The 18061-nt window shown below is 63.4% G+C and carries 17 protein-coding genes; 9 read left to right on the top strand and 8 right to left on the bottom strand.

All coding sequences use genetic code 11. From position 1 onward, the window contains the following. Positions 1-14: 14 nt before the first annotated feature. The 3 genes from coaBC to WDZ97_RS08765 all read left to right on the top strand — a co-directional run bounded on the left by coaBC (position 15) and on the right by WDZ97_RS08765 (position 2231). Complete coding sequence (gene coaBC / locus WDZ97_RS08775) at positions 15-1217, top strand: bifunctional phosphopantothenoylcysteine decarboxylase/phosphopantothenate--cysteine ligase CoaBC (protein WP_425762490.1); 1203 nt, start codon at positions 15-17, stop codon at positions 1215-1217. Between the two features lie 2 nt (positions 1218-1219). Beyond that, complete coding sequence (gene dut / locus WDZ97_RS08770) at positions 1220-1669, top strand: dUTP diphosphatase (protein WP_304000937.1); 450 nt, start codon at positions 1220-1222, stop codon at positions 1667-1669. 181 nt (positions 1670-1850) lie between these two features. Next, positions 1851-2231, top strand: a complete 381-nt coding sequence (locus WDZ97_RS08765) for a c-type cytochrome (protein WP_304000938.1) — start codon at positions 1851-1853, stop codon at positions 2229-2231. A 171-nt stretch (positions 2232-2402) separates the two neighbouring features. Here WDZ97_RS08765 and aceB read toward each other — a convergent pair whose 3' ends face one another. After that, positions 2403-4025 (bottom strand): malate synthase A, encoded by a 1623-nt coding sequence (aceB, locus tag WDZ97_RS08760; protein WP_425762489.1) that lies wholly within the window; start codon positions 4023-4025, stop codon positions 2403-2405. Positions 4026-4322: 297 nt separating this feature from the next. On the opposite strand from aceB, the gene WDZ97_RS08755 reads away from it, so the two are divergent. Then, on the top strand, positions 4323-5270 hold the full coding sequence (locus WDZ97_RS08755) for a LysR family transcriptional regulator (protein ID WP_304000940.1): 948 nt from the start codon (positions 4323-4325) through the stop codon (positions 5268-5270). 84 nt (positions 5271-5354) lie between these two features. On the opposite strand, the gene aceA is transcribed toward WDZ97_RS08755, so the two are convergent. The 4 genes from aceA to clpS form a co-directional block, all read right to left on the bottom strand. Further along, a complete protein-coding gene (gene aceA / locus WDZ97_RS08750) occupies positions 5355-6653 on the bottom strand; it encodes an isocitrate lyase (protein ID WP_019918902.1) in 1299 nt (432 codons plus the stop codon). 446 nt (positions 6654-7099) lie between these two features. Beyond that, on the bottom strand, positions 7100-7579 hold the full coding sequence (rraA, locus tag WDZ97_RS08745) for a ribonuclease E activity regulator RraA (RefSeq protein WP_304010288.1): 480 nt from the start codon (positions 7577-7579) through the stop codon (positions 7100-7102). A gap of 86 nt (positions 7580-7665) precedes the next feature. After that, positions 7666-9936: an ATP-dependent Clp protease ATP-binding subunit ClpA gene (gene clpA / locus WDZ97_RS08740; protein ID WP_304000942.1), complete on the bottom strand. Its 2271-nt coding sequence runs from the start codon at positions 9934-9936 to the stop codon at positions 7666-7668. A gap of 1 nt (position 9937) precedes the next feature. After that, positions 9938-10246 carry an ATP-dependent Clp protease adapter ClpS gene (gene clpS / locus WDZ97_RS08735; protein ID WP_008061043.1) on the bottom strand — a complete coding sequence of 103 codons (309 nt, stop codon included), beginning with the start codon at positions 10244-10246 and terminating at the stop codon, positions 9938-9940. A gap of 398 nt (positions 10247-10644) precedes the next feature. On the opposite strand from clpS, the gene WDZ97_RS08730 reads away from it, so the two are divergent. Next, a complete protein-coding gene (locus WDZ97_RS08730) occupies positions 10645-10848 on the top strand; it encodes a cold-shock protein (RefSeq protein ID WP_019918899.1) in 204 nt (67 codons plus the stop codon). A gap of 92 nt (positions 10849-10940) precedes the next feature. Here WDZ97_RS08730 and icd read toward each other — a convergent pair whose 3' ends face one another. Beyond that, positions 10941-12185, bottom strand: a complete 1245-nt coding sequence (gene icd, locus WDZ97_RS08725) for an NADP-dependent isocitrate dehydrogenase (RefSeq protein WP_425762488.1) — start codon at positions 12183-12185, stop codon at positions 10941-10943. A gap of 182 nt (positions 12186-12367) precedes the next feature. Here icd and aceK point away from each other — a divergent pair, with 182 nt between their 5' ends. From aceK to pdxH, 4 genes are all read left to right on the top strand, one after another. After that, complete coding sequence (gene aceK, locus WDZ97_RS08720) at positions 12368-14146, top strand: bifunctional isocitrate dehydrogenase kinase/phosphatase (RefSeq protein ID WP_425762487.1); 1779 nt, start codon at positions 12368-12370, stop codon at positions 14144-14146. Next, positions 14143-14715, top strand: coding sequence for a pseudouridine synthase (locus WDZ97_RS08715; protein WP_425762486.1), 573 nt, complete (start codon positions 14143-14145; stop codon positions 14713-14715). Before aceK ends, WDZ97_RS08715 begins: the two co-directional genes overlap by 4 nt. 93 nt (positions 14716-14808) lie before the next feature. Next, a complete protein-coding gene (locus WDZ97_RS08710; RefSeq protein ID WP_020164073.1) occupies positions 14809-15243 on the top strand; it encodes a DUF192 domain-containing protein in 435 nt (144 codons plus the stop codon). A gap of 14 nt (positions 15244-15257) precedes the next feature. Next, positions 15258-15890 carry a pyridoxamine 5'-phosphate oxidase gene (gene pdxH / locus WDZ97_RS08705; RefSeq protein WP_425762485.1) on the top strand — a complete coding sequence of 211 codons (633 nt, stop codon included), beginning with the start codon at positions 15258-15260 and terminating at the stop codon, positions 15888-15890. 9 nt (positions 15891-15899) lie between these two features. Here pdxH and WDZ97_RS08700 read toward each other — a convergent pair whose 3' ends face one another. Together WDZ97_RS08700 and pgi are read right to left on the bottom strand one after the other, a co-directional pair. After that, positions 15900-16469: a tetratricopeptide repeat protein gene (locus WDZ97_RS08700; protein ID WP_425762484.1), complete on the bottom strand. Its 570-nt coding sequence runs from the start codon at positions 16467-16469 to the stop codon at positions 15900-15902. After that, positions 16466-18058 (bottom strand): glucose-6-phosphate isomerase, encoded by a 1593-nt coding sequence (gene pgi / locus WDZ97_RS08695; protein WP_425762483.1) that lies wholly within the window; start codon positions 18056-18058, stop codon positions 16466-16468. Before pgi ends, WDZ97_RS08700 begins: the two co-directional genes overlap by 4 nt. Positions 18059-18061 lie beyond the last annotated feature (3 nt).

Raw genomic sequence — 18061 nt, 5'->3', positions numbered from 1 at the left:
GATACTACATTGTCATGAACGCAAAGGCGGAACTGTCCGGGCGCACCATCGTGCTGGCCGTCACCGGCGGCGTGGCCGCCTACAAGTCGGCCGAACTGGCGCGCTTGCTGATCAAGGAAGGCGCGCGCGTGCGGGTCGTGATGACGGAGGCGGCGAGTCACTTCATTGGCGCGGCTACCTTCCAGGCGATCACCGGCGAGCCCGTGTGGTCGGACCTGTGGGACGCGCGCATGTCCAATGGCATGGCGCACATCGATCTCACGCGCGACGCGCAGTTGCTGCTGATCGCACCCGCCACGGCCGATTGCATCGCGAAGCTCGTGCAGGGGCGCGCGGACGACCTGCTCAGCACGCTGTGCCTGGCGCGTGACGCAGCGTGCGCGCTGATGGTCGCACCCGCGATGAACCGGCAGATGTGGGAACACCCGGCGACCGTCCGCAATATGAATACGCTGCGTGGCGATGGCGCCATGGTCGTCGGGCCAGCGGCGGGCGAGCAGGCCTGCGGTGAGGTCGGCCTCGGCCGCATGGTCGAGCCGGCCGAACTGCTGGAGGCGGTGCTTGCGCATTTCACGCCGAAGACGATGGCCGGCAGGCGCGTGCTGATCACGGCCGGACCGACGGCCGAAGCCATCGATCCGGTGCGCGTTGTCACCAACCTGAGCTCGGGGCGCATGGGCTATGCGCTGGCGTGTGCAGCGGCGAGAGCGGGCGCGGACGTGACGCTGATCAGCGGACCGACCGGGCTGGCCCAGCCTTTCGGTGTCGAGCGCGTCGATGTGAGCAGTGCGTTGTCTATGCGCGAGGCGGTGCTGTCACGCTACGCCGCCTGCGATGTCTTCATTTCGGTCGCCGCGGTGGCGGACTACCGGCCGGCGGCACCCAGCGAGCGCAAGATAAAGAAGAGCGCCGACACGCTGTCGATCGACATGGTGCGCAATCCGGACATCCTGGCTGATGTGGCAGCGCGCGCCGATGCGCCGTTCTGCGTTGGCTTCGCGGCCGAAAGCCATGACCTCGACACCTATGCACAAGGCAAGCGGACGGCCAAGAAGCTGCCGCTGGTCGTCGGCAATCTGGTGGCCGACGGCCTGGGTGGCGAGGACAACGCGGTCGTGCTCTACGACGCCGACGGTCGCCATCCGCTTGCACGAGCACCCAAGCCGGTCATTGCGCGCGCCATCCTCGAACACATTTCCCGATTGCTGAAAGACTGAAGATGTCCACTCTCGACTACAAGATTCTCGACGAGCGACTGCGCGAATTGCCGCCGTCCTATGCAACCCCCGGTTCGGCCGGTCTGGACCTGCGCGCCTGCATAGACACGCCCACCGTGTTGCGTCCGGGCGAGACGCTGCTGGTGCCCAGCGGTATCGCAATTCATCTGGAAGATCCCGGTCTGGCCGCGATGGTGCTGCCGCGCTCCGGTCTCGGCCACAAGCACGGCATCGTGCTGGGCAATCTGGTCGGGCTGATCGACTCCGACTACCAGGGGCAAATTTTTGTATCGCTGTGGAACCGTGGCACGAGCGAATTTGTCCTCCAACCACTGGAGCGAATCGCTCAACTCGTCGTAGTGCCCGTTGTACAAGTGGCTTTGCGCGAAGTGCTTGATTTTGCTGCATCGCAACGAGGCGACGGCGGTTTCGGATCGACGGGCGGACGCTGACAAGTTCAGGGGCGCCAACCCTTTTTTTAATGGAAGTGCCGCGGTAAGCTTACGAGTTCAGGAAAGCGCCAGCCATAAGCCGACACTTATTCCCGGTCCAACGCAGGTCATGTAATCCTTTTGACCGGAAGATCGTTTTTTTCCACTGCAACACCCACCAATCAATTGAGGAGAGCTGATTGTGATTCGCAAACATCTGGCAACCGTCGTGCTGGCCGCGCTGGCTTCGACCGCGATGGCGCAGGAAGCACCGTACAAGGTTGCCGAGGGCAACAAGGTGGACGCCAAGACCCTGATGGGCTGGAAGACGTGGCGTTCGGCCGCCTGTGAGCGTTGCCATGGCGCGAACCAGGAAGGCATGGTTGGTCCTTCGCTGATCGAAGGTCTGAAGAAATACACGAAGGAAGAGTTCGTCGGCATCGTCGTCGATGGCACTCACGCAGACCGCGGCATGCCTCCGCACCCCTTCCTGAAGGGCGAGAAGATCGACAGCCTGTACGCCTACCTGAAGGGGCGCTCGGACGGCAAGATCGCCCCGGGCAAGGTCACCCCGATGGAGTAATCCCGGTCCGGACGATCGCCGATCGTCCTGCCCGATGAGAGCCCGCCGCAGAGCGGGCTTTTTTTCGTCCGTCGTGTCGGCCGCGACGGACGAGGCGATGCGACGACGGTCTTCCACAACGAAAAACGGCGCCCTTTTGGGGCGCCGTCCGTGATGCTGCAAGGGGTAGGCTTACTCCATGCGTTCGTAAGCCGGCAGCGTCAGAAAGTCTTCCAGTTCGGTGGCCACGCACATATCGCCGAACAGCTTGGCGGCAGCGGCATAGGTTTCAGTGTAGGCGTCGCCGAGCAGGGCGCGGATCTTGTCCAGTTCCTGCGGGATCAGGCCGCGCACCATGTCGGCGGTCACCTTGCGGCCGTCGTCGAGGATGCCCTTCGGACTGCGGATCCACGACCATACCTGGGCACGGCTGATCTCGGCGGTCGCCGCGTCTTCCATCAGGCCGTGGATGGGCACGCAACCGTTGCCGTCCATCCATGCACCCAGATACTGGATGCCGACGTTGATGTTGGTGCGCAGACCGGTTTCGCTGATCGGGCCTTCCGGACGGAAATCGAGCAGATCGGCGGCGCCGTAGTTCACGTCGAGTTGCTTCTCGATCTGGTTCGGCTTGTCGCCGAGCACCGACACGAACTCTTCCATCGCTGCCTGCACCAGGCCCGGGTGAGCCACCCAGCCGCCGTCATAGCCATCATTGGCGTCGCGGCGCTTGTCCGAACGGATGCCGGCCATCGCCTTCTCGTTGGCGTCCGGATCGTTCTTGTTCGGAATCAGCGCGCTCATGCCGCCGATCGCCGGTGCGCCGCGCTTGTGGCAGGTCTTGATCAGCGACAGTGCGTAGGCGCGCATGAAGGGCACGGTCATCGTGATCTTGCTGCGGTCCGCCAGGCAGAAATCGCGATCGTTACGGAACACCTTGATGCAGGAGAAGATGTAATCCCAGCGACCTGCGTTCAGGCCTGCGCTGTGATCGCGCAGTTCGTACAGGATTTCTTCCATCTCGAAAGCGGCGTGCAGCGTTTCCACCAGCACGGTCGCCTTGATCGTGCCGCGCGGGATGCCGAGCATCTCCTGGGCGGCGACGAATACGTCGTTCCACAGGCGGGCTTCGCGGTGGCTCTGCAGCTTGGGCAGATAGAAGTAGGGGCCGGCGCCGCGGGCGAGCAGTTCCTTCGCGTTGTGATAGAAGTACAGCCAGAAGTCGAACAGACCACCGGACACGCGCTGACCGTCGACGGTCACGTGCTTTTCGTCGAGGTGCCAGCCACGCGGGCGCACCTGCAGCACGGCAACCTTGTCGTTCAGCTTGTAGGTCTTGCCCTTGTACTCGACGCTGATCGTGCCGCGCACCGCGTCACGCAGGTTGATCTGGCCTTGCACCTGGTTGTCCCAGGTCGGCGAATTCGAATCCTCGAAATCGCTCATGTAGCTGTCGGCACCGGCGTTGAGCGCATTGATGATCATCTTGCGCTCGGTCGGGCCGGTGATTTCGATGCGGCGGCATTCCAATGCCTTCGGCAGCGGCGCGATCTTCCAGTCGCCTTCGCGCACGTGCAGCGTATCGGCCAGGAAATCGACCGGCTTGCCGGCGTCGATCTCGGCAGCGCGGGTCACGCGTGCGGCGAGCAGTTCGCGGCGACGCGGTTCGAACTGGCGGTGCAGCTGGGCAAGCAGCGACAGCGCTTCGAAGGTCAGGATGGTCTGGTATTCGGCGCTGACCGGAGCGGCGATGCTCACACCGGCGGGCAGATCCATGGCCCGGTTCAGCTTGTCTGCAGATTCAGCGATAGTCATGTGCGTGCGCTCCGATAACGGTTCGAGAGCCGGTATGACGTGAGCGTTCTTGCTCCGTGCTCCGGACAGGTTGGCCGTCCCTCACACCCGATCGGCGGCGGTGGTGCCGTCGTCGGGCGGGTGTGCCGCAGCGGGCGGGTTGCGCACGGTGCGGACGGGAGGACCGGGGTCTAACGTCCGATGCATCAGACCAGGTTGTGCCCGGCATGAATTGCTGCATCTGCACAAATACTAGACTTTCCTTATGCATCCGTTAAGCTTTCCTTAAGTACATTTATCTTTTACTTTTAGTACAAAATGGATCGCTTCAAGGAGATAGAGTCCTTCGTTTCGGTTGCAGCGCATGGCAGTCTTTCGGCGGTTGCGAAGCTCGAAGGCGTGCAGCCGGCCGTGATCGGGCGGCGCATGGATGCGCTGGAAGAGAGGCTGGGCGTCAAATTGATGCTGCGCACTACGCGCAAGCTGACGCTGACGCACGAAGGCAGTGCCTATCTGGAGGATTGCCAGCGCATCCTCAACGAGCTGGCGAGTGCGGATGCGGCAGTGACCGCCGGCGGTGCGAGGGCCACCGGCCTGCTGCGCGTCAGCGCGCCGGCCGGCTTTGGCCGGCGCCACGTGGCGCCGCTGGTGAAGCGCTTCATGGCGCTGAATCCCGAGGTCAAGATTTCGCTCGATCTGACCGACCGCATGGTCGATCTGGTGAACGAAAACGTGGACTGTGCGGTGCGTATCGGCAGCCTGCCCGATTCCAGCATGATCAGTATCAAATTGGGCGAGACCCGACGCGTCGTCGTCGCCAGCCCGGATTACCTCGCGCGTTTCGGCAAACCCGGGCACCCGTATGACCTCCTGCAGCATCGCTGCCTCGGCCTCGGGCCGAACCGCTCGCAGGCGCGTGGCTGGAGTTTCATGGCGCACGGAGAGCCGATCACGCTGCGCATCACCCATCTGGTCGAATGCAATGATGGTGCGGTGCTGCGCGACTGGGCACTGAGCGGGTTGGGCCTGGCCTGGCGCTCGTACTGGGAAGTGCGCGAGGACCTGGCGAACGGGGCGCTGGTCGAAGTGCTTGGCGATTTCGCAGCACCGCCCATGGGCATCTACGCGCTGTTTCCGCAGCGTCGCCATCTGCCCTTGCGGGTGCGGCTCTTCGTCGATCTGCTGAAGATCACCTACGGCGATCTGGCTTACTGGGAATCCGGCGGCACGTTCATTCCCGATCTGCCGCAGCCGGTCGAGGATTAAAGAAGAGGACACAAAAAAGCCGCCCGGCGAGAGCCGGGCGGCTTTTTAACTTCAGCAGACCCGCTGTCGCGGGTCCGGACCATCTCAGTGGAACTGCTCTTCTTCGGTCGAACCGGTCAGCGCGGTCACCGACGAAGTGCCACCCTGGATGGTGGTGGTCACGTCGTCGAAGTAGCCGGTGCCGACTTCCTGCTGGTGCGACACGAAGGTGTAGCCGCGGTCGCGGGCCGCGAATTCCGGCTCCTGAACCTTTTCCACGTAGGCGGACATGCCGCGGGCCACGTAGTCCTGGGCCAGATCGAACATGTGGTACCACATGTTGTGGATGCCGGCGAGGGTGATGAACTGGTACTTGTAACCCATCGCGCCCAGCTCGCGCTGGAACTTGGCGATGGTCGCGTCGTCGAGGTTCTTCTTCCAGTTGAACGACGGCGAGCAGTTGTAGGCCAGCATCTTGCCCGGGAACTTGGCGTGGATCGCGTCGGCGAAAGCCTTGGCGAAAGCCAGGTCAGGCGTGCCGGTCTCGCACCAGATCAGGTCGGCGTACGGGGCATAGGCCAGACCGCGCGAGATGGCTTGTTCCAGACCCTTCTTGGTCTTGTAGAAGCCTTCGGCGGTGCGCTCACCGGTGACGAAGGGCTTGTCGATCGGATCGCAGTCGCTGGTCAGCAGATCGGCGGCTTCCGCGTCGGTGCGGGCCAGGATCAGGGTCGGGACGCCGTAGACGTCGGCAGCCAGACGGGCGGCGATCAGCTTCTGCACGGCTTCCTGGGTCGGCACGAGCACCTTGCCACCCATGTGACCGCACTTCTTCACGGAGGCCAGCTGGTCTTCGAAGTGCACGCCGGCAGCGCCAGCGCGGATCATCGCCTTCATCAGTTCGTGGGCGTTCAGCACGCCGCCGAAACCGGCTTCGGCGTCCGCCACGATCGGGGCGAAGTAGTCGATGTAGCCCTTGTCGCCGGCGTACACGCCCTTGGCGTGCTGGATTTCGTCAGCGCGCTTGAAGCTGTTGTTGATGCGGCTCACGACGGTCGGCACCGAGTCAACCGGGTACAGCGACTGATCCGGGTACATCGCTTCGTACGAGTTGTTGTCGGCAGCGACTTGCCAGCCCGACAGGTAGATCGCCTTGACGCCGGCCTTCACCTGCTGCATGGCCTGACCACCGGTCAGCGCGCCCAGGCAGTTGATGAACGGCTCGTTGTTGACCAGATCCCACAGCTTTTCCGCACCGCGGCGGGCCAGCGTGTACTCGACCGGGAAGGAGCCGCGCAGGCGATAGACATCCTCGGCGGTGTAACCGCGCTTGATGCCCTTCCAGCGGGGGTTCTCGTCCCAATCCTTCTGAATCTTGGCGATTTCCTGTTCTTTCGTGCTCATTGCATGTCCTCGAAGAAAAAAACAACCCGAACAGGCAGCCTGCGCCACCCGTAAGCCCTGACTTTGAAATGCTTCCTGAAACGGTGCTGACACCCATGCCGGACCGTGCGATCCGGGCATCCTTCGGCCGATGAACCGATGCGGGCCGATCCACGAAACCCGCGAGGGCCTGTCGCAGCGGTTGGCAGCAAGCAGACCGGGCGCCCGGGAAGCCGACCGATGAATGGAACCGGGCGGCTATCGTGACGGGCTCAAGTATAAAGAGGCTTTGGCAAAGCAACAAGAGGTCTTGTATAAGACATAAGAAGCCGTGTTTTTAAATAAAACAAAGACTTGTCTTGTCTGCTCTGTTGCATGTGTGAAAAAGTGCAGAAAAATCTGCAGAAACTTGTGCGCTGCGAAAGGCGCCGCCGACACCGGGTCGCGAGCGTCGGCCGAACGCACACTCAGATCAGCGGCCGCGGGCAGACGATGACGCCATCGGCGTCGGCATAAAGGTACTGGCCGGGTACGAAGTCGATGCCGCCGAAGCTCACGGTGAGGTCGGCCTGACCTTCATTGCGCTTGACCGTCTTCAGCGGATGAGTGCCGAGCGCGCAGACACCGATATCCATCTCGCCGATCGCCGCCGAGTCGCGGATGCAGCCGTAGACGACGATGCCGGCCCAGCCGTTCTTCACCGCCAGGGCGGCGATCTGGTCGCCGACCAGCGCGCGGCGCATCGAACCGCCCCCATCGACCACCAGCACGCGGCCGTTGCCCGGCGCTTCCAGCGCCTTGCGAACCAGACCGTTGTCCTCGAACAGCTTCAGTGTCGTGATCTGGCCACCGAAGGCGGCACGGCCGCCGTAGCTGCGGAACATCGGTGCGCAGATGCGCAGTTCGCTTTCGAATTGGTCGCACAGGTCGGCGGTGTGGATGTCCATGAGTCGTCCTTTCTGTTCGGGAGGCGTGACAGGCAAAAAAAAGAGGCGGCCATTATGGCCGCCTCGGTTGCAGGTGTGTGCGCCTATCAGGCGGGCGTCGCGAGTTCTTCCTCGTCGAACACCAGTTTCACCTTCTTGTCGTCGTCGAGGTCGATGGTCACCTTGCCGCCGCTGGTCAGGCGACCGAACAGCAGTTCGTCTGCCAGCGCGGAGCGGATGGTGTCCTGGATCAGGCGTGCCATCGGACGCGCGCCCATCAACGGATCGAAGCCCGCTTCGGCCAGCCAGCTGCGCAGCTCTTCCGAGAACTGCACGTCGACCTTCTTCTCCTGCAACTGACCTTCCAGCTGCATCAGGAACTTGTCGACCACGCGCAGGATGATCTCGCGGTCCAGCGGCTTGAACGAAATGATCGCGTCCAGGCGGTTGCGGAACTCCGGCGTGAACAGGCGCTTGATGTCGGCCATCTCGTCGCCCGGCTGGCGTTCCGTCGTGAAGCCGATGACGGATTTCTGCAGCGTCTCCTGGCCGGCGTTGGTCGTCATGATGATGACCACGTTACGGAAATCGGCCTGACGACCATTGTTGTCGGTCAGCGTGCCGTGGTCCATCACCTGCAGCAGGATGTTGAAGATGTCCGGGTGAGCTTTCTCGATTTCGTCGAGCAGCAGCACAGAGTGCGGCTTCTTGGTCACTGCCTCGGTCAGCAGGCCGCCCTGGTCGAAGCCGACATAGCCCGGAGGTGCGCCGATCAACCGACTGACCGCGTGACGCTCCATGTACTCGGACATGTCGAAGCGGATCAGTTCGATGCCCATGCAGTAGGCAAGCTGGCGAGCGACTTCGGTCTTGCCGACGCCGGTCGGGCCGCTGAACAGGAAGGAGCCGATCGGCTTGTTCGGATTGCCCAGGCCGGAGCGCGACATCTTGATGGCGGTGGCCAGCGCATCGATCGCGTTGTCCTGACCGAACACCATGTTCTTCAGGTCGCGGTCGAGGTTGCGCAGCGCCGAGCGGTCGTCGTTCGACACATGCTGCGACGGCACGCGTGCGATCTTGGCAACGATTTCCTCGATCTCGGTCTTGCCGATCACCTTCTTCTGCTTCGATTTTGGCAGTACGCGTTGCGCCGCCCCGGCTTCGTCGATCACGTCGATCGCCTTGTCCGGCAGGTGACGGTCGTTGATGTAGCGCGCCGACAGTTCGGCCGCTGACGACAACGCTGTCGACGAGTACTTGACGCCGTGATGCTGTTCGAAACGCGACTTCAGCCCCTTGAGGATGGACACGGTCTCCTCGACGCTGGGCTCGGTCACGTCGATCTTCTGGAAGCGGCGTGACAGGGCGTGGTCTTTCTCGAACACACCGCGATATTCGGTGTAAGTGGTCGCGCCGATGCACTTCAGCTGGCCCGACGACAGCGCCGGCTTCAGCAGGTTGGACGCGTCGAGCGTTCCGCCCGAGGCGGCGCCCGCACCGATCAGCGTGTGGATTTCGTCGATGAACAGGATCGCGTTCGGGTTGTCGAGCAACTGCTTCAGCACCGACTTCAGACGCTGTTCGAAATCGCCGCGGTACTTGGTGCCAGCGAGCAGGGCGCCCATGTCCAGCGCGTAGATGGTCGCGTCGGCCAGGATGTCCGGCACGCGGCCTTCGATGATGCGGCGTGCGAGCCCTTCGGCAATGGCGGTCTTGCCGACGCCGGCTTCGCCCACCAGCAGCGGATTGTTCTTGCGCCGACGGCACAGCGTCTGGATCACGCGCTCGAGTTCGTGGTCGCGACCGATCAGCGGATCGATCTTGCCCATCAGCGCCTGGGCGTTCAGGTTCTGCGTGAAGCTGTCGAGTGCGCCGCCCGCCTGGCCGCCTTCCTGTTCCTGCTCGCCCTGTTCCGACTCCGGCTTCGCCGCAGCGGCCGGCTGGGCCGCCTTGGTGATGCCGTGCGAAATGAAGTTCACGATGTCGAGGCGGGTCACGCCCTGACGTTGCAGGAAATACACGGCGTGCGAATCCTTCTCGCCGAAGATGGCGACCAGCACGTTGGCACCGGTCACTTCCTTCTTGCCCGAGGACTGCACGTGCAGGATGGCGCGCTGGATCACGCGCTGGAAGCCGAGTGTCGGCTGGGTGTCGATCTCTTCGCTGCCATCGACGACCGGCGTGTGCTCGTTGATGAAGGCCGACAGTTCCTTGCGCAGCTCATCGATGTTCACTGCGCAGGCACGGAGCACTTCCGCTGCCGAAGGATTGTCGAGCAGGGCGAGCAGCAGGTGCTCGACCGTGATGAATTCATGGCGCTTCTGTCTCGCTTCGACAAAGGCCATGTGAAGGCTGACTTCCAACTCCTGCGCGATCATTTCAATTTTCCTCCATCACGCACGCCAGCGGATGCTGATGCTGGCGCGCAAAGGTACACACCTGTTCCACTTTCGATGCTGCAACGTCCTTGGGGTAGATGCCGCATACGCCGGCCCCCTCCGTATGTACCTTGAGCATGACGCGCGTGGCCTGTTCCCGGTTCATGCCGAAAAACTTCTGAAGGACTCCAACCACGAAGTCCATCGGGGTGTAATCGTCATTCAGCACCATGACCTTGAACAGAGGTGGGGGCTTGACCCGTGTCTTTTCAAGCTCGAGGAGTGAATCGTCCTGCCTGCGTGTAACCATGGTCCCATTCTAATCACAAACATCGGGTGTGCAACACGAGAAGCTGTGTCGCTTTTCCGCTGTTTCGCGACATCGCGCACCGCCTGTTCACGTCTTTGGACAACGCGTTCCGGCAAGCGTGCGCCGACAGCTTTCGACGCTTCGATGAACGCTGTCCAAGATGGCCGGAAAATCGTCGCAAAAGTCTGCCGTGGTGCAGCATGGAAACGTGTTGACCGCCTGCTTCATCTGGGCTAAAAGCCGTTCTGTGTTTGGTTCAAGCTCTCGAGTGGTCGCAGTCCTAGACCGTTGTCGAGTTCCGGCGCGGTCGGTAGTTCCCGGGGTCAGAACATCAGAACTTGAAGTACAAACATGTACGGGAGCTTCGGCTCATTTGAGAGGTTGAGAGGATAAGATCAATGGCAACTGGTACTGTTAAGTGGTTCAACGATTCCAAGGGTTACGGCTTCATCACGCCGGATGATGGCAGCGAAGATCTGTTCGCTCATTTCTCGGCGATCCAGATGGGTGGTTTCAAGACCCTGAAGGAAGGCCAGAAGGTGACGTTCGACGTGACCCAGGGACCCAAGGGCAAGCAGGCCGCGAACATCCAGGCTGCTTGATCCGGTCCTGAGGATTCGGAAAACAAAAAACCCGGCGCAAGCCGGGTTTTTTGTTTGCGCAGCAGGGCGTCCTGCGACGCCCGCTGTCACCGTTACATGCGGGCGATCATGGCGCGCCCGAATTCCGAGCACGACACTTCGTTCGCACCGTCCATCAGGCGGGCAAAGTCGTAGGTGACCTGCTTGTCGCCAATGGCGCGTTCCATCGACGCGATGATGAGATCGGCCGCTTCCAGCCAGCCCATGTGACGCAGCATCATTTCGGCCGACAGGATGAGCGAACCCGGATTCACCTTGTCCAGGCCGGCGTACTTCGGTGCCGTGCCGTGGGTGGCTTCGAACACTGCATAGGCGTCCGAAATGTTGGCGCCCGGGGCGATGCCGATGCCACCGACCTGCGCCGCCAGCGCGTCGGAGATGTAGTCGCCGTTCAGGTTCAGCGTCGCGATCACGTCGTAGTCGGCCGGCCGCAGCAGGATCTGCTGCAGGAAGGCGTCGGCGATGGCGTCCTTGACGATGATGTCGCGGCCGGTGTTCGGGTTCTTGAACTTGCACCACGGTCCGCCGTCGATCGGCTCGGCGCCGAACTCGTTCTGCGCCAGCGCGTAGCCGAAGTCGCGGAAGCCGCCTTCGGTGAACTTCATGATGTTGCCCTTGTGCACCAGCGTGACCGACTTGCGATCATTGTCGACGGCGTACTGCAGGGCCTTGCGGATCAGGCGCTCCGAGCCTTCGCGCGACACCGGCTTGATGCCGATGGCGGAGGTTTCCGGGAAGCGGATCTTCTTCACGCCCATTTCGTCGCGCAGGAACTTGATCACCTTGCGCGCATTGTCCGATTCCGCCTGCCATTCGATGCCGGCGTAGATGTCTTCGGTGTTCTCGCGGAAGATGACCATGTCGATCAGGTCCGGCTGCTTGACGGGGCTGGGCACGCCCTTGAAGTAGCGTACCGGGCGCAGGCAGACGTAGAGGTCAAGTTCCTGGCGCAGCGCCACGTTCAGCGAACGGATGCCGCCGCCGACTGGCGTCGTCATCGGACCCTTGATCGAGACGACGTATTCCTTCAGCGCGGCCAGCGTGTCTTCCGGCAGCCAGACGTCCGGGCCGTACATGCGGGTGGCCTTCTCGCCAGCGTAGACCTCCATCCAGGTGATCTTGCGCTTGCCGCTGTAGGCCTTGGCCACGGCTGCATCGACGACGTCCTTCATCACCGGCGTGATGTCCACGCCGATGCCATCGCCTTCGATGAACGGAATGATGGGATTGTCCGGCATCGGCTGGCCGGCAACGATTTTTGTCCCCTCGGCGGGAATCTTGATGTGAGTGGTACTCATGCCATCCAGCTCCTTGGTGTGTTGTCTGGTTATTGGCCCTGTGACGGTGTTGCCGCCGGCGGGCTCCCGCGATTATCCCCCAATCAAGAAATGATGCGACATTCCTGTCGGCCGCGTGTTCCGCACCGCGGCGTGCGCGCGCCCATTAGAATCCCGCGCTTGACGATACGAGCGGACTTGCCATGAATCTTCCTGCCGGGCAGAACCAGGTTGCGCTGGCCATCGCACAGGCGCTGATTGACGGCTTCGACAAGCACTACACGCTGTTCCGTGCCGTCAGCGGTACGGCCAAGCAACGGTTCGAACAGGCCGACTGGCCGGGGCAGCAGCGCTGCATCCGCGAGCGCATCCAGTACTACGACGACCGAGTACGCGAGTGCGTGGACCGGCTGCACAACGAGTTCCACGCCGACTCGCTGGACGACAACACCTGGCAGCAGGTGAAGCTGCTCTACATCGGCCTGCTGGTGAACCACCGGCAACCGGAACTGGCCGAAACCTTCTTCAATTCGGTCACGACGAAGATCCTGCATCGCAAGTACTTCCACAACGATTTCATCTTCGTGCGGCCGGCCATTTCGACCGAGCTGATCGAGAGCTCTCCGCCGACGTGGCGCAGCTACTACCCGAACCAGACCGGTCTGCGCGTCGCGGTGAAGCAGATCTTCATCGACTTCGACTGGCAGCGGCATTTCACCGACCTGGACCGCGACGTCGACTACATCATGCGCGCGGCGCTCGAGCACGTTGGCGGCGACTGGCCGGCGCGCGAGGCCAATCTGCAGATCCAGGTGCTGAATTCCGCCTACTACCGCAACAAGGCCGCCTACGTGATCGGCAAGGCGATCAACGGTCACCTCGAGTATCCGTTCATGGTCACTGTGCTGCATGACCGCAAGGGCGGGCTCTTCCTCGACACCATCCTGCTGGAGCCCTGGCGGGTCAGCGTGATGTTCTCGCTGTCCCGTGCCTACTTCATGGCCGACATGCAGGTGCCTTCGGCAAACGTGCATTTCCTGCGCACGCTGATGCCGAAGAAGCCGCGTTCGGAGCTCTACACGATGCTCGGGCTGGGAAAGCAGGGGAAGACCATGTTCTTCCGCGACCTGATCAATCACCTGCGCCACTCGAACGACAACTTCGTCGAGGCGCCCGGCATTCGCGGTTTGGTCATGCTGGTGTTCATGCTTCCGTCCTACCCCTACGTGTTCAAGATTATCAAGGACAAGTTCGGCAGTTCGAAGGACACCGACCGGGCGACGGTGAAGAAGAAGTTCCTGATGGTGAAGCAGGTGGACCGTGTCGGCCGCATGGCCGACACCATCGAGTACTCGGACATCGCGCTGCCGGCCCACCGCTTCTCGCCCGAGCTGCTGGACCAGCTGGACCAGCTGGCCCCGTCGATGATAGAGCGCGATGGCGACACGCTGGTTATCCGCCACTGCTACATCGAACGACGGATGATTCCGCTCAACATCTTTCTGGAAACGGCGAACGAGGAGCAGATCGACCACGCGGTGTACGAGTACGGCAACGCGATCCGCGAACTGGCGGTCGCCAACATCTTCCCCGGCGATCTGCTGTGGAAGAACTTCGGCGTCACCCGCTACGGACGCGTCGTGTTCTACGACTACGACGAGATCGAGTTCCTGACCGACTGCAACTTCCGTCGTATCCCACCGGCGCCCAGCCCGGAGTACGAAATGTCCGGCGAGGTGTGGTACTCGGTGCAGCGTAACGACATCTTCCCCGAGGAGTTCGCCACCTTCCTGCTGTCGACCCCCAAGGTGCGTGCGGCCTTCCTGAAGTATCACCGCGATCTGCTGGACGTGAAGTTCTGGCAGGAAACGCAGCAGCGCATCCGCGAAGGCCACATCCAGGACTTCTTCCCCTACCCGGAGGAACTGCGCTTCGCGCGCCGCTTCGGCCACCTCCAGGGGCAGCCGGTGGCCAGTGCGTGAGCCGTCTGATCCTGCTGAACAAACCCTATGGCGTGATCTGCCAGTTCTCGCCGGATGGCATGCATCCGACGCTGGCTGACCACGTCGACGTGCCCGGAGTCTATCCGGCGGGCCGCCTCGACACGGACAGCGAAGGCCTGCTGCTGCTGACCGACGACGGCGCGCTGCAGCACCGCATCACTGATCCGAAGCACAAGCTGGTCAAGCGTTACCGGGTGCAGGTCGAGCACGAGCCAGACGAGGCAGCACTGGAACGGATGCGCGGCGGGCTGCAGTTGAAGGACGGCCCGACCCGGCCGTGCTCGGTCGAGCGCATCGCCGAGCCGGCAGATCTGTGGCCACGCAATCCGCCGGTGCGCCATCGGCTGTCAGTGCCGACCTGCTGGCTGGAGATCGGCATCAGCGAGGGCCGCAACCGGCAGGTGCGGCGGATGACGGCAGCCATCGGCCACCCGACGCTGCGCCTGATACGCGTCGCCATCGGTCCGTGGGAGCTCGGCTCGCTGCAGCCCGGTCAATGGCGGGACGCCGAGGCCGCGCTGTCCGAAGGGAGGCGCGCGCGCGCATGAGGCCCGTTCAGGGCATCTGCTGCAGACTGACATCGATCAAGAGGTCGTTGGCGCGCATCATTCATCATTCACCATCGGGATGTTCTGCCTGTCATGAAGAAATCGCTACTCTGCAGCCTGCTCGCGCTGAGCGCACTGAGTGCCTGCGCCGACATGCCCACGCTCGAACTCGGTGTGGGCATGTATCGCATCAAGGCCGAAGTCGCGCACACCAACGCCGCGCGCATGACCGGCCTGATGCACCGGACCGAGATGCCGTCCGATGCCGGCATGCTCTTCGTGTTCACCCGGGCCGCCAAGCACTGCATGTGGATGCGCAACACCTTGATTCCGCTCAGCGTGGCCTTCATCGATGACAAGGGCCACATCATCAACATTGCGGACATGCAGCCGCAGACCGAGACATCGCATTGCGCCGAGCGTCCGGCGCGCTATGCGCTGGAAACCAATATCGGCTGGTTTGCCGCGCGCAAGCTCCAGGCCGGCACCCGCATCGCCGGAATCGAACGCGCGCCCGCGCCGGAATGAGGAAAGGAGACACCATGGACCCGATACATCACCGCATCGACTACACCAGCGGTTCGCTCGACGAGACTGAAGCGGCCGACAACCCGCTCGACCAGTTCCGTTTCTGGTTCGCCGAAGCCGGCCGCGTGGTCGAGCGCGATCCGAACGCGATGACGCTGGCCACGGTCGGCGCCGACGGGCGCCCGAGCGCGCGCATCGTGCTGCTGCGCGGCTATGGCGAGGACGGCTTCGTGTTCTTCACCAATTACGACAGCCGCAAGGGCGCCGAGCTCGAGACCAACCCGCACGCAAGCCTGCTGCTGTTCTGGGCCGCGCTGGAGCGGCAGATCCGGATCGAGGGCACGGTGAGCAAGGTCAGTGCGGAAGAATCCGATGCCTACTATTCGCTGCGCCCGGTGGGCAACCGGTTGGGAGCATGGGCATCGCCGCAGAGCCGGGAAATCCCCAGTCGCGAATCGCTGGTCAGGCGTGTGCGCGAATTCGAGGAGCGCTTCGGCTCGACGCCGCCGCGCCCGGAGAACTGGGGCGGCTACCGGCTGCATCCGGATGCGATCGAATTCTGGCAGGGACGCAGCGACCGCCTGCACGACCGTCTGCTCTATCGCCGCGAGGGAGCCGACTGGACGCGTGTACGACTGGCGCCCTGAACCGGCGCCTCAGTCGGGCAAACCCATTTCCTTCCCCAGTCTGCGGGCGGTGCGGGGGTCGTACTGGCCGATGCGGCGGTATTCGGCGAGCAGGCCTTCTTCGTCGCCGACGGCCCGGCAGGCCTGGCACAGCGCGTAGCTCGCGCTGCCGTTGAAGGGTTGCAGTTCGACCGCACGCTTTAGTGCTTCGACCGCCTCATGCGCTCGCCCCAGTTCGCTCAGCAGCAGTCCGCAGCCATACCAGGCCTGATCGAGCGCGGGGCGCAGGCCCACGGCGGCCGTCATCTGCGCCAGCGCGTGCTCGAGCTCGCCACGGCGATGCAGCAGGAAGCCGAAGTTGTAGCGGCTGACGGCGTCGTCCGGTGCGAGTTCCACCGACCGTTGGAAGGCGTGCAGGGCGTCGTTGTGCAGTCGCTCATCCTGCTGGCAGAGGAAGCCGATCATGCGCCAGGCGGCCACACGCGCCGGATCGACCGCGATGCAGCGGCGAAAGGCAGCAACGGCCCGTTCGTTCTGCCGCAGAAAGGCCCACAGCTGACCGGCGGCATAATTGATCGCCGGCCCCAGCGCTGAGCTCATGCGTCCGGGTGAGCGAGTGCCTCGAACAGGCCGCGGGTGGATGCGTCGGCATCCTGCGGCAGTCGGCCCGACGCCAGCGCGCGCGCCATCTGCTTGCCGTACTCGACACCGTACTGATCGAAGCTGTTGATGCCGAGCAGCCAGCCCTGCACGAACACCTTGTGCTCGTACAGCGCGATCAGCTGGCCCAGCGTGCGTGGCGTCAGTTCTGGCATCAGCAGCGTGGTGCTCGGCTGGTTGCCGGGGCAGGCGACATGAGGCGCGAGCCGGGTGGCCTCCTGCTCGGACAGACCGCTGCGCTTCAGTTCGTCCATCGCCTCGTCGCGCGTCTTGCCGCGCATCAGCGCGGCACTCTGCGCCAGCGCATTGAGCTGCACCATGCGGCTGCGGTCGTCGCGCGCCACGCGCGGCACGATGAAATGCATCGGCATCATCCGCGTGCCCTGGTAGAGCTGCTGGTGGTAGGCGTGCTGGCCGACGATGCCGGAGCCGCCCCACACCACCGGCGAGGTGGGCGCCCGGCTCAGTTCGCCGGTCGAGGTGCAGCGCTTGCCATTGCTCTCCATTTCGAGCTGCTGCAGGTAGGACGGCAGACTGCGCAGCAGGTGGCTGTAGGGCAGCACCGCGAGCGTTTCCAGACCCATGCCGCTGGCGTTCCAGAAGTCGATCAGGCCGAACAGCACCGGCAGGTTCGCGTTCATCGGCGCGCGCGTGAAGTGCTCGTCCATGTCGCGTGCGCCGTCGAGCATTTCGCCGAAGGCCTGCATGCCGATGGCGCAGGCCAGCGGCAGCGAGATCGAGGACCAGACGGAATAGCGCCCGCCGACCCATTCCGGCAGGAAGAGGCAGCGCTGCGCCGGCACGCCCAGTTCCTGGGCAGCCGCCGGGCGGTTGGTGACGGCGAACAGGTGCTGGCCGACGCCGGCCGTGCCCAGACCGTCGGCCAGCCACTTCATAGCCACCTGCGCGTTGGCCAGCGTTTCCTGCGTGGTGAAGCTCTTCGACGAAATGACGAAGGCGGTGTGCGCCGGTTTGCAGTCGCGCAGTGCGAGGTCGAGGGCGGCCGGATCGAGATTGGCGACGAACTTGACCACCGGACCGTTGATCTGCGGCTCCAGCGCCTCCATCGCCAGGCGCGGCCCGAGGTCGGACCCGCCGATGCCCAGGTTGACGATGTGGGTGATGGTCTGGCCGGTTGCGCCGAGCAGTTCGCGGTTGCGGATCAGCCGTACCCAGTGTTCGAGCGAAGCGCGGCAGTCACGTACCACGTCGGCGTGCGCGCCGTCGCGGGCGCGCAGTGCCATGTGCAGTGCGGCGCGGCGCTCGGTGAAATTGATCTGGTCGCCGGCCGCCAATGCGCGGATGCCGCGCGGCAGGTCGAGCGCACTGACCAGATCCATGAGCATCGCCATCGTTTCGCCGTCGACGCGCTGCTTCGAGTAGTCGAGCAGCCAGCCGTCGTAACGCAGCGAGAAGCGCGCGAAACGGTCGGGGTCCTGCTCGAAGAAGTTGCGCAGGTGCACGCGCGACAGCTGGATCGCTTTTGATCGCAGTGCGGGCCAGGCGGAGGTCTGCATCAACAGGTTCATGTC

Origin of the sequence: Methyloversatilis sp. MC4-4 (assembly GCF_049843555.1) — a bacterium.
GTDB classification, from domain to species: Bacteria; Pseudomonadota; Gammaproteobacteria; order Burkholderiales; family Rhodocyclaceae; genus Methyloversatilis; species Methyloversatilis discipulorum_B.
Note: the sequence above shows the minus strand (reverse complement) of the source record. Positions and strands in the feature narration are given on the sequence as shown.

What these genes read in the sequence shown, in the direction of transcription:
- coaBC (WP_425762490.1), top strand. Translation starts at nt 15, where the DNA reads ATGAACGCAAAGGCGGAACTGTCCGGGCGCACCATCGTGCTGGCCGTC.
- aceB (WP_425762489.1), bottom strand. Translation starts at nt 4,025, where the DNA reads ATGACTATCGCTGAATCTGCAGACAAGCTGAACCGGGCCATGGATCTG.
- aceA (WP_019918902.1), bottom strand. Translation starts at nt 6,653, where the DNA reads ATGAGCACGAAAGAACAGGAAATCGCCAAGATTCAGAAGGATTGGGAC.
- WDZ97_RS08755 (WP_304000940.1), top strand. Translation starts at nt 4,323, where the DNA reads ATGGATCGCTTCAAGGAGATAGAGTCCTTCGTTTCGGTTGCAGCGCAT.
- dut (WP_304000937.1), top strand. Translation starts at nt 1,220, where the DNA reads ATGTCCACTCTCGACTACAAGATTCTCGACGAGCGACTGCGCGAATTG.
- clpS (WP_008061043.1), bottom strand. Translation starts at nt 10,246, where the DNA reads ATGGTTACACGCAGGCAGGACGATTCACTCCTCGAGCTTGAAAAGACA.
- WDZ97_RS08700 (WP_425762484.1), bottom strand. Translation starts at nt 16,469, where the DNA reads ATGAGCTCAGCGCTGGGGCCGGCGATCAATTATGCCGCCGGTCAGCTG.
- rraA (WP_304010288.1), bottom strand. Translation starts at nt 7,579, where the DNA reads ATGGACATCCACACCGCCGACCTGTGCGACCAATTCGAAAGCGAACTG.
- pdxH (WP_425762485.1), top strand. Translation starts at nt 15,258, where the DNA reads ATGGACCCGATACATCACCGCATCGACTACACCAGCGGTTCGCTCGAC.
- WDZ97_RS08730 (WP_019918899.1), top strand. Translation starts at nt 10,645, where the DNA reads ATGGCAACTGGTACTGTTAAGTGGTTCAACGATTCCAAGGGTTACGGC.
- icd (WP_425762488.1), bottom strand. Translation starts at nt 12,185, where the DNA reads ATGAGTACCACTCACATCAAGATTCCCGCCGAGGGGACAAAAATCGTT.
- pgi (WP_425762483.1), bottom strand. Translation starts at nt 18,058, where the DNA reads ATGAACCTGTTGATGCAGACCTCCGCCTGGCCCGCACTGCGATCAAAA.
- clpA (WP_304000942.1), bottom strand. Translation starts at nt 9,936, where the DNA reads ATGATCGCGCAGGAGTTGGAAGTCAGCCTTCACATGGCCTTTGTCGAA.
- WDZ97_RS08710 (WP_020164073.1), top strand. Translation starts at nt 14,809, where the DNA reads ATGAAGAAATCGCTACTCTGCAGCCTGCTCGCGCTGAGCGCACTGAGT.
- aceK (WP_425762487.1), top strand. Translation starts at nt 12,368, where the DNA reads ATGAATCTTCCTGCCGGGCAGAACCAGGTTGCGCTGGCCATCGCACAG.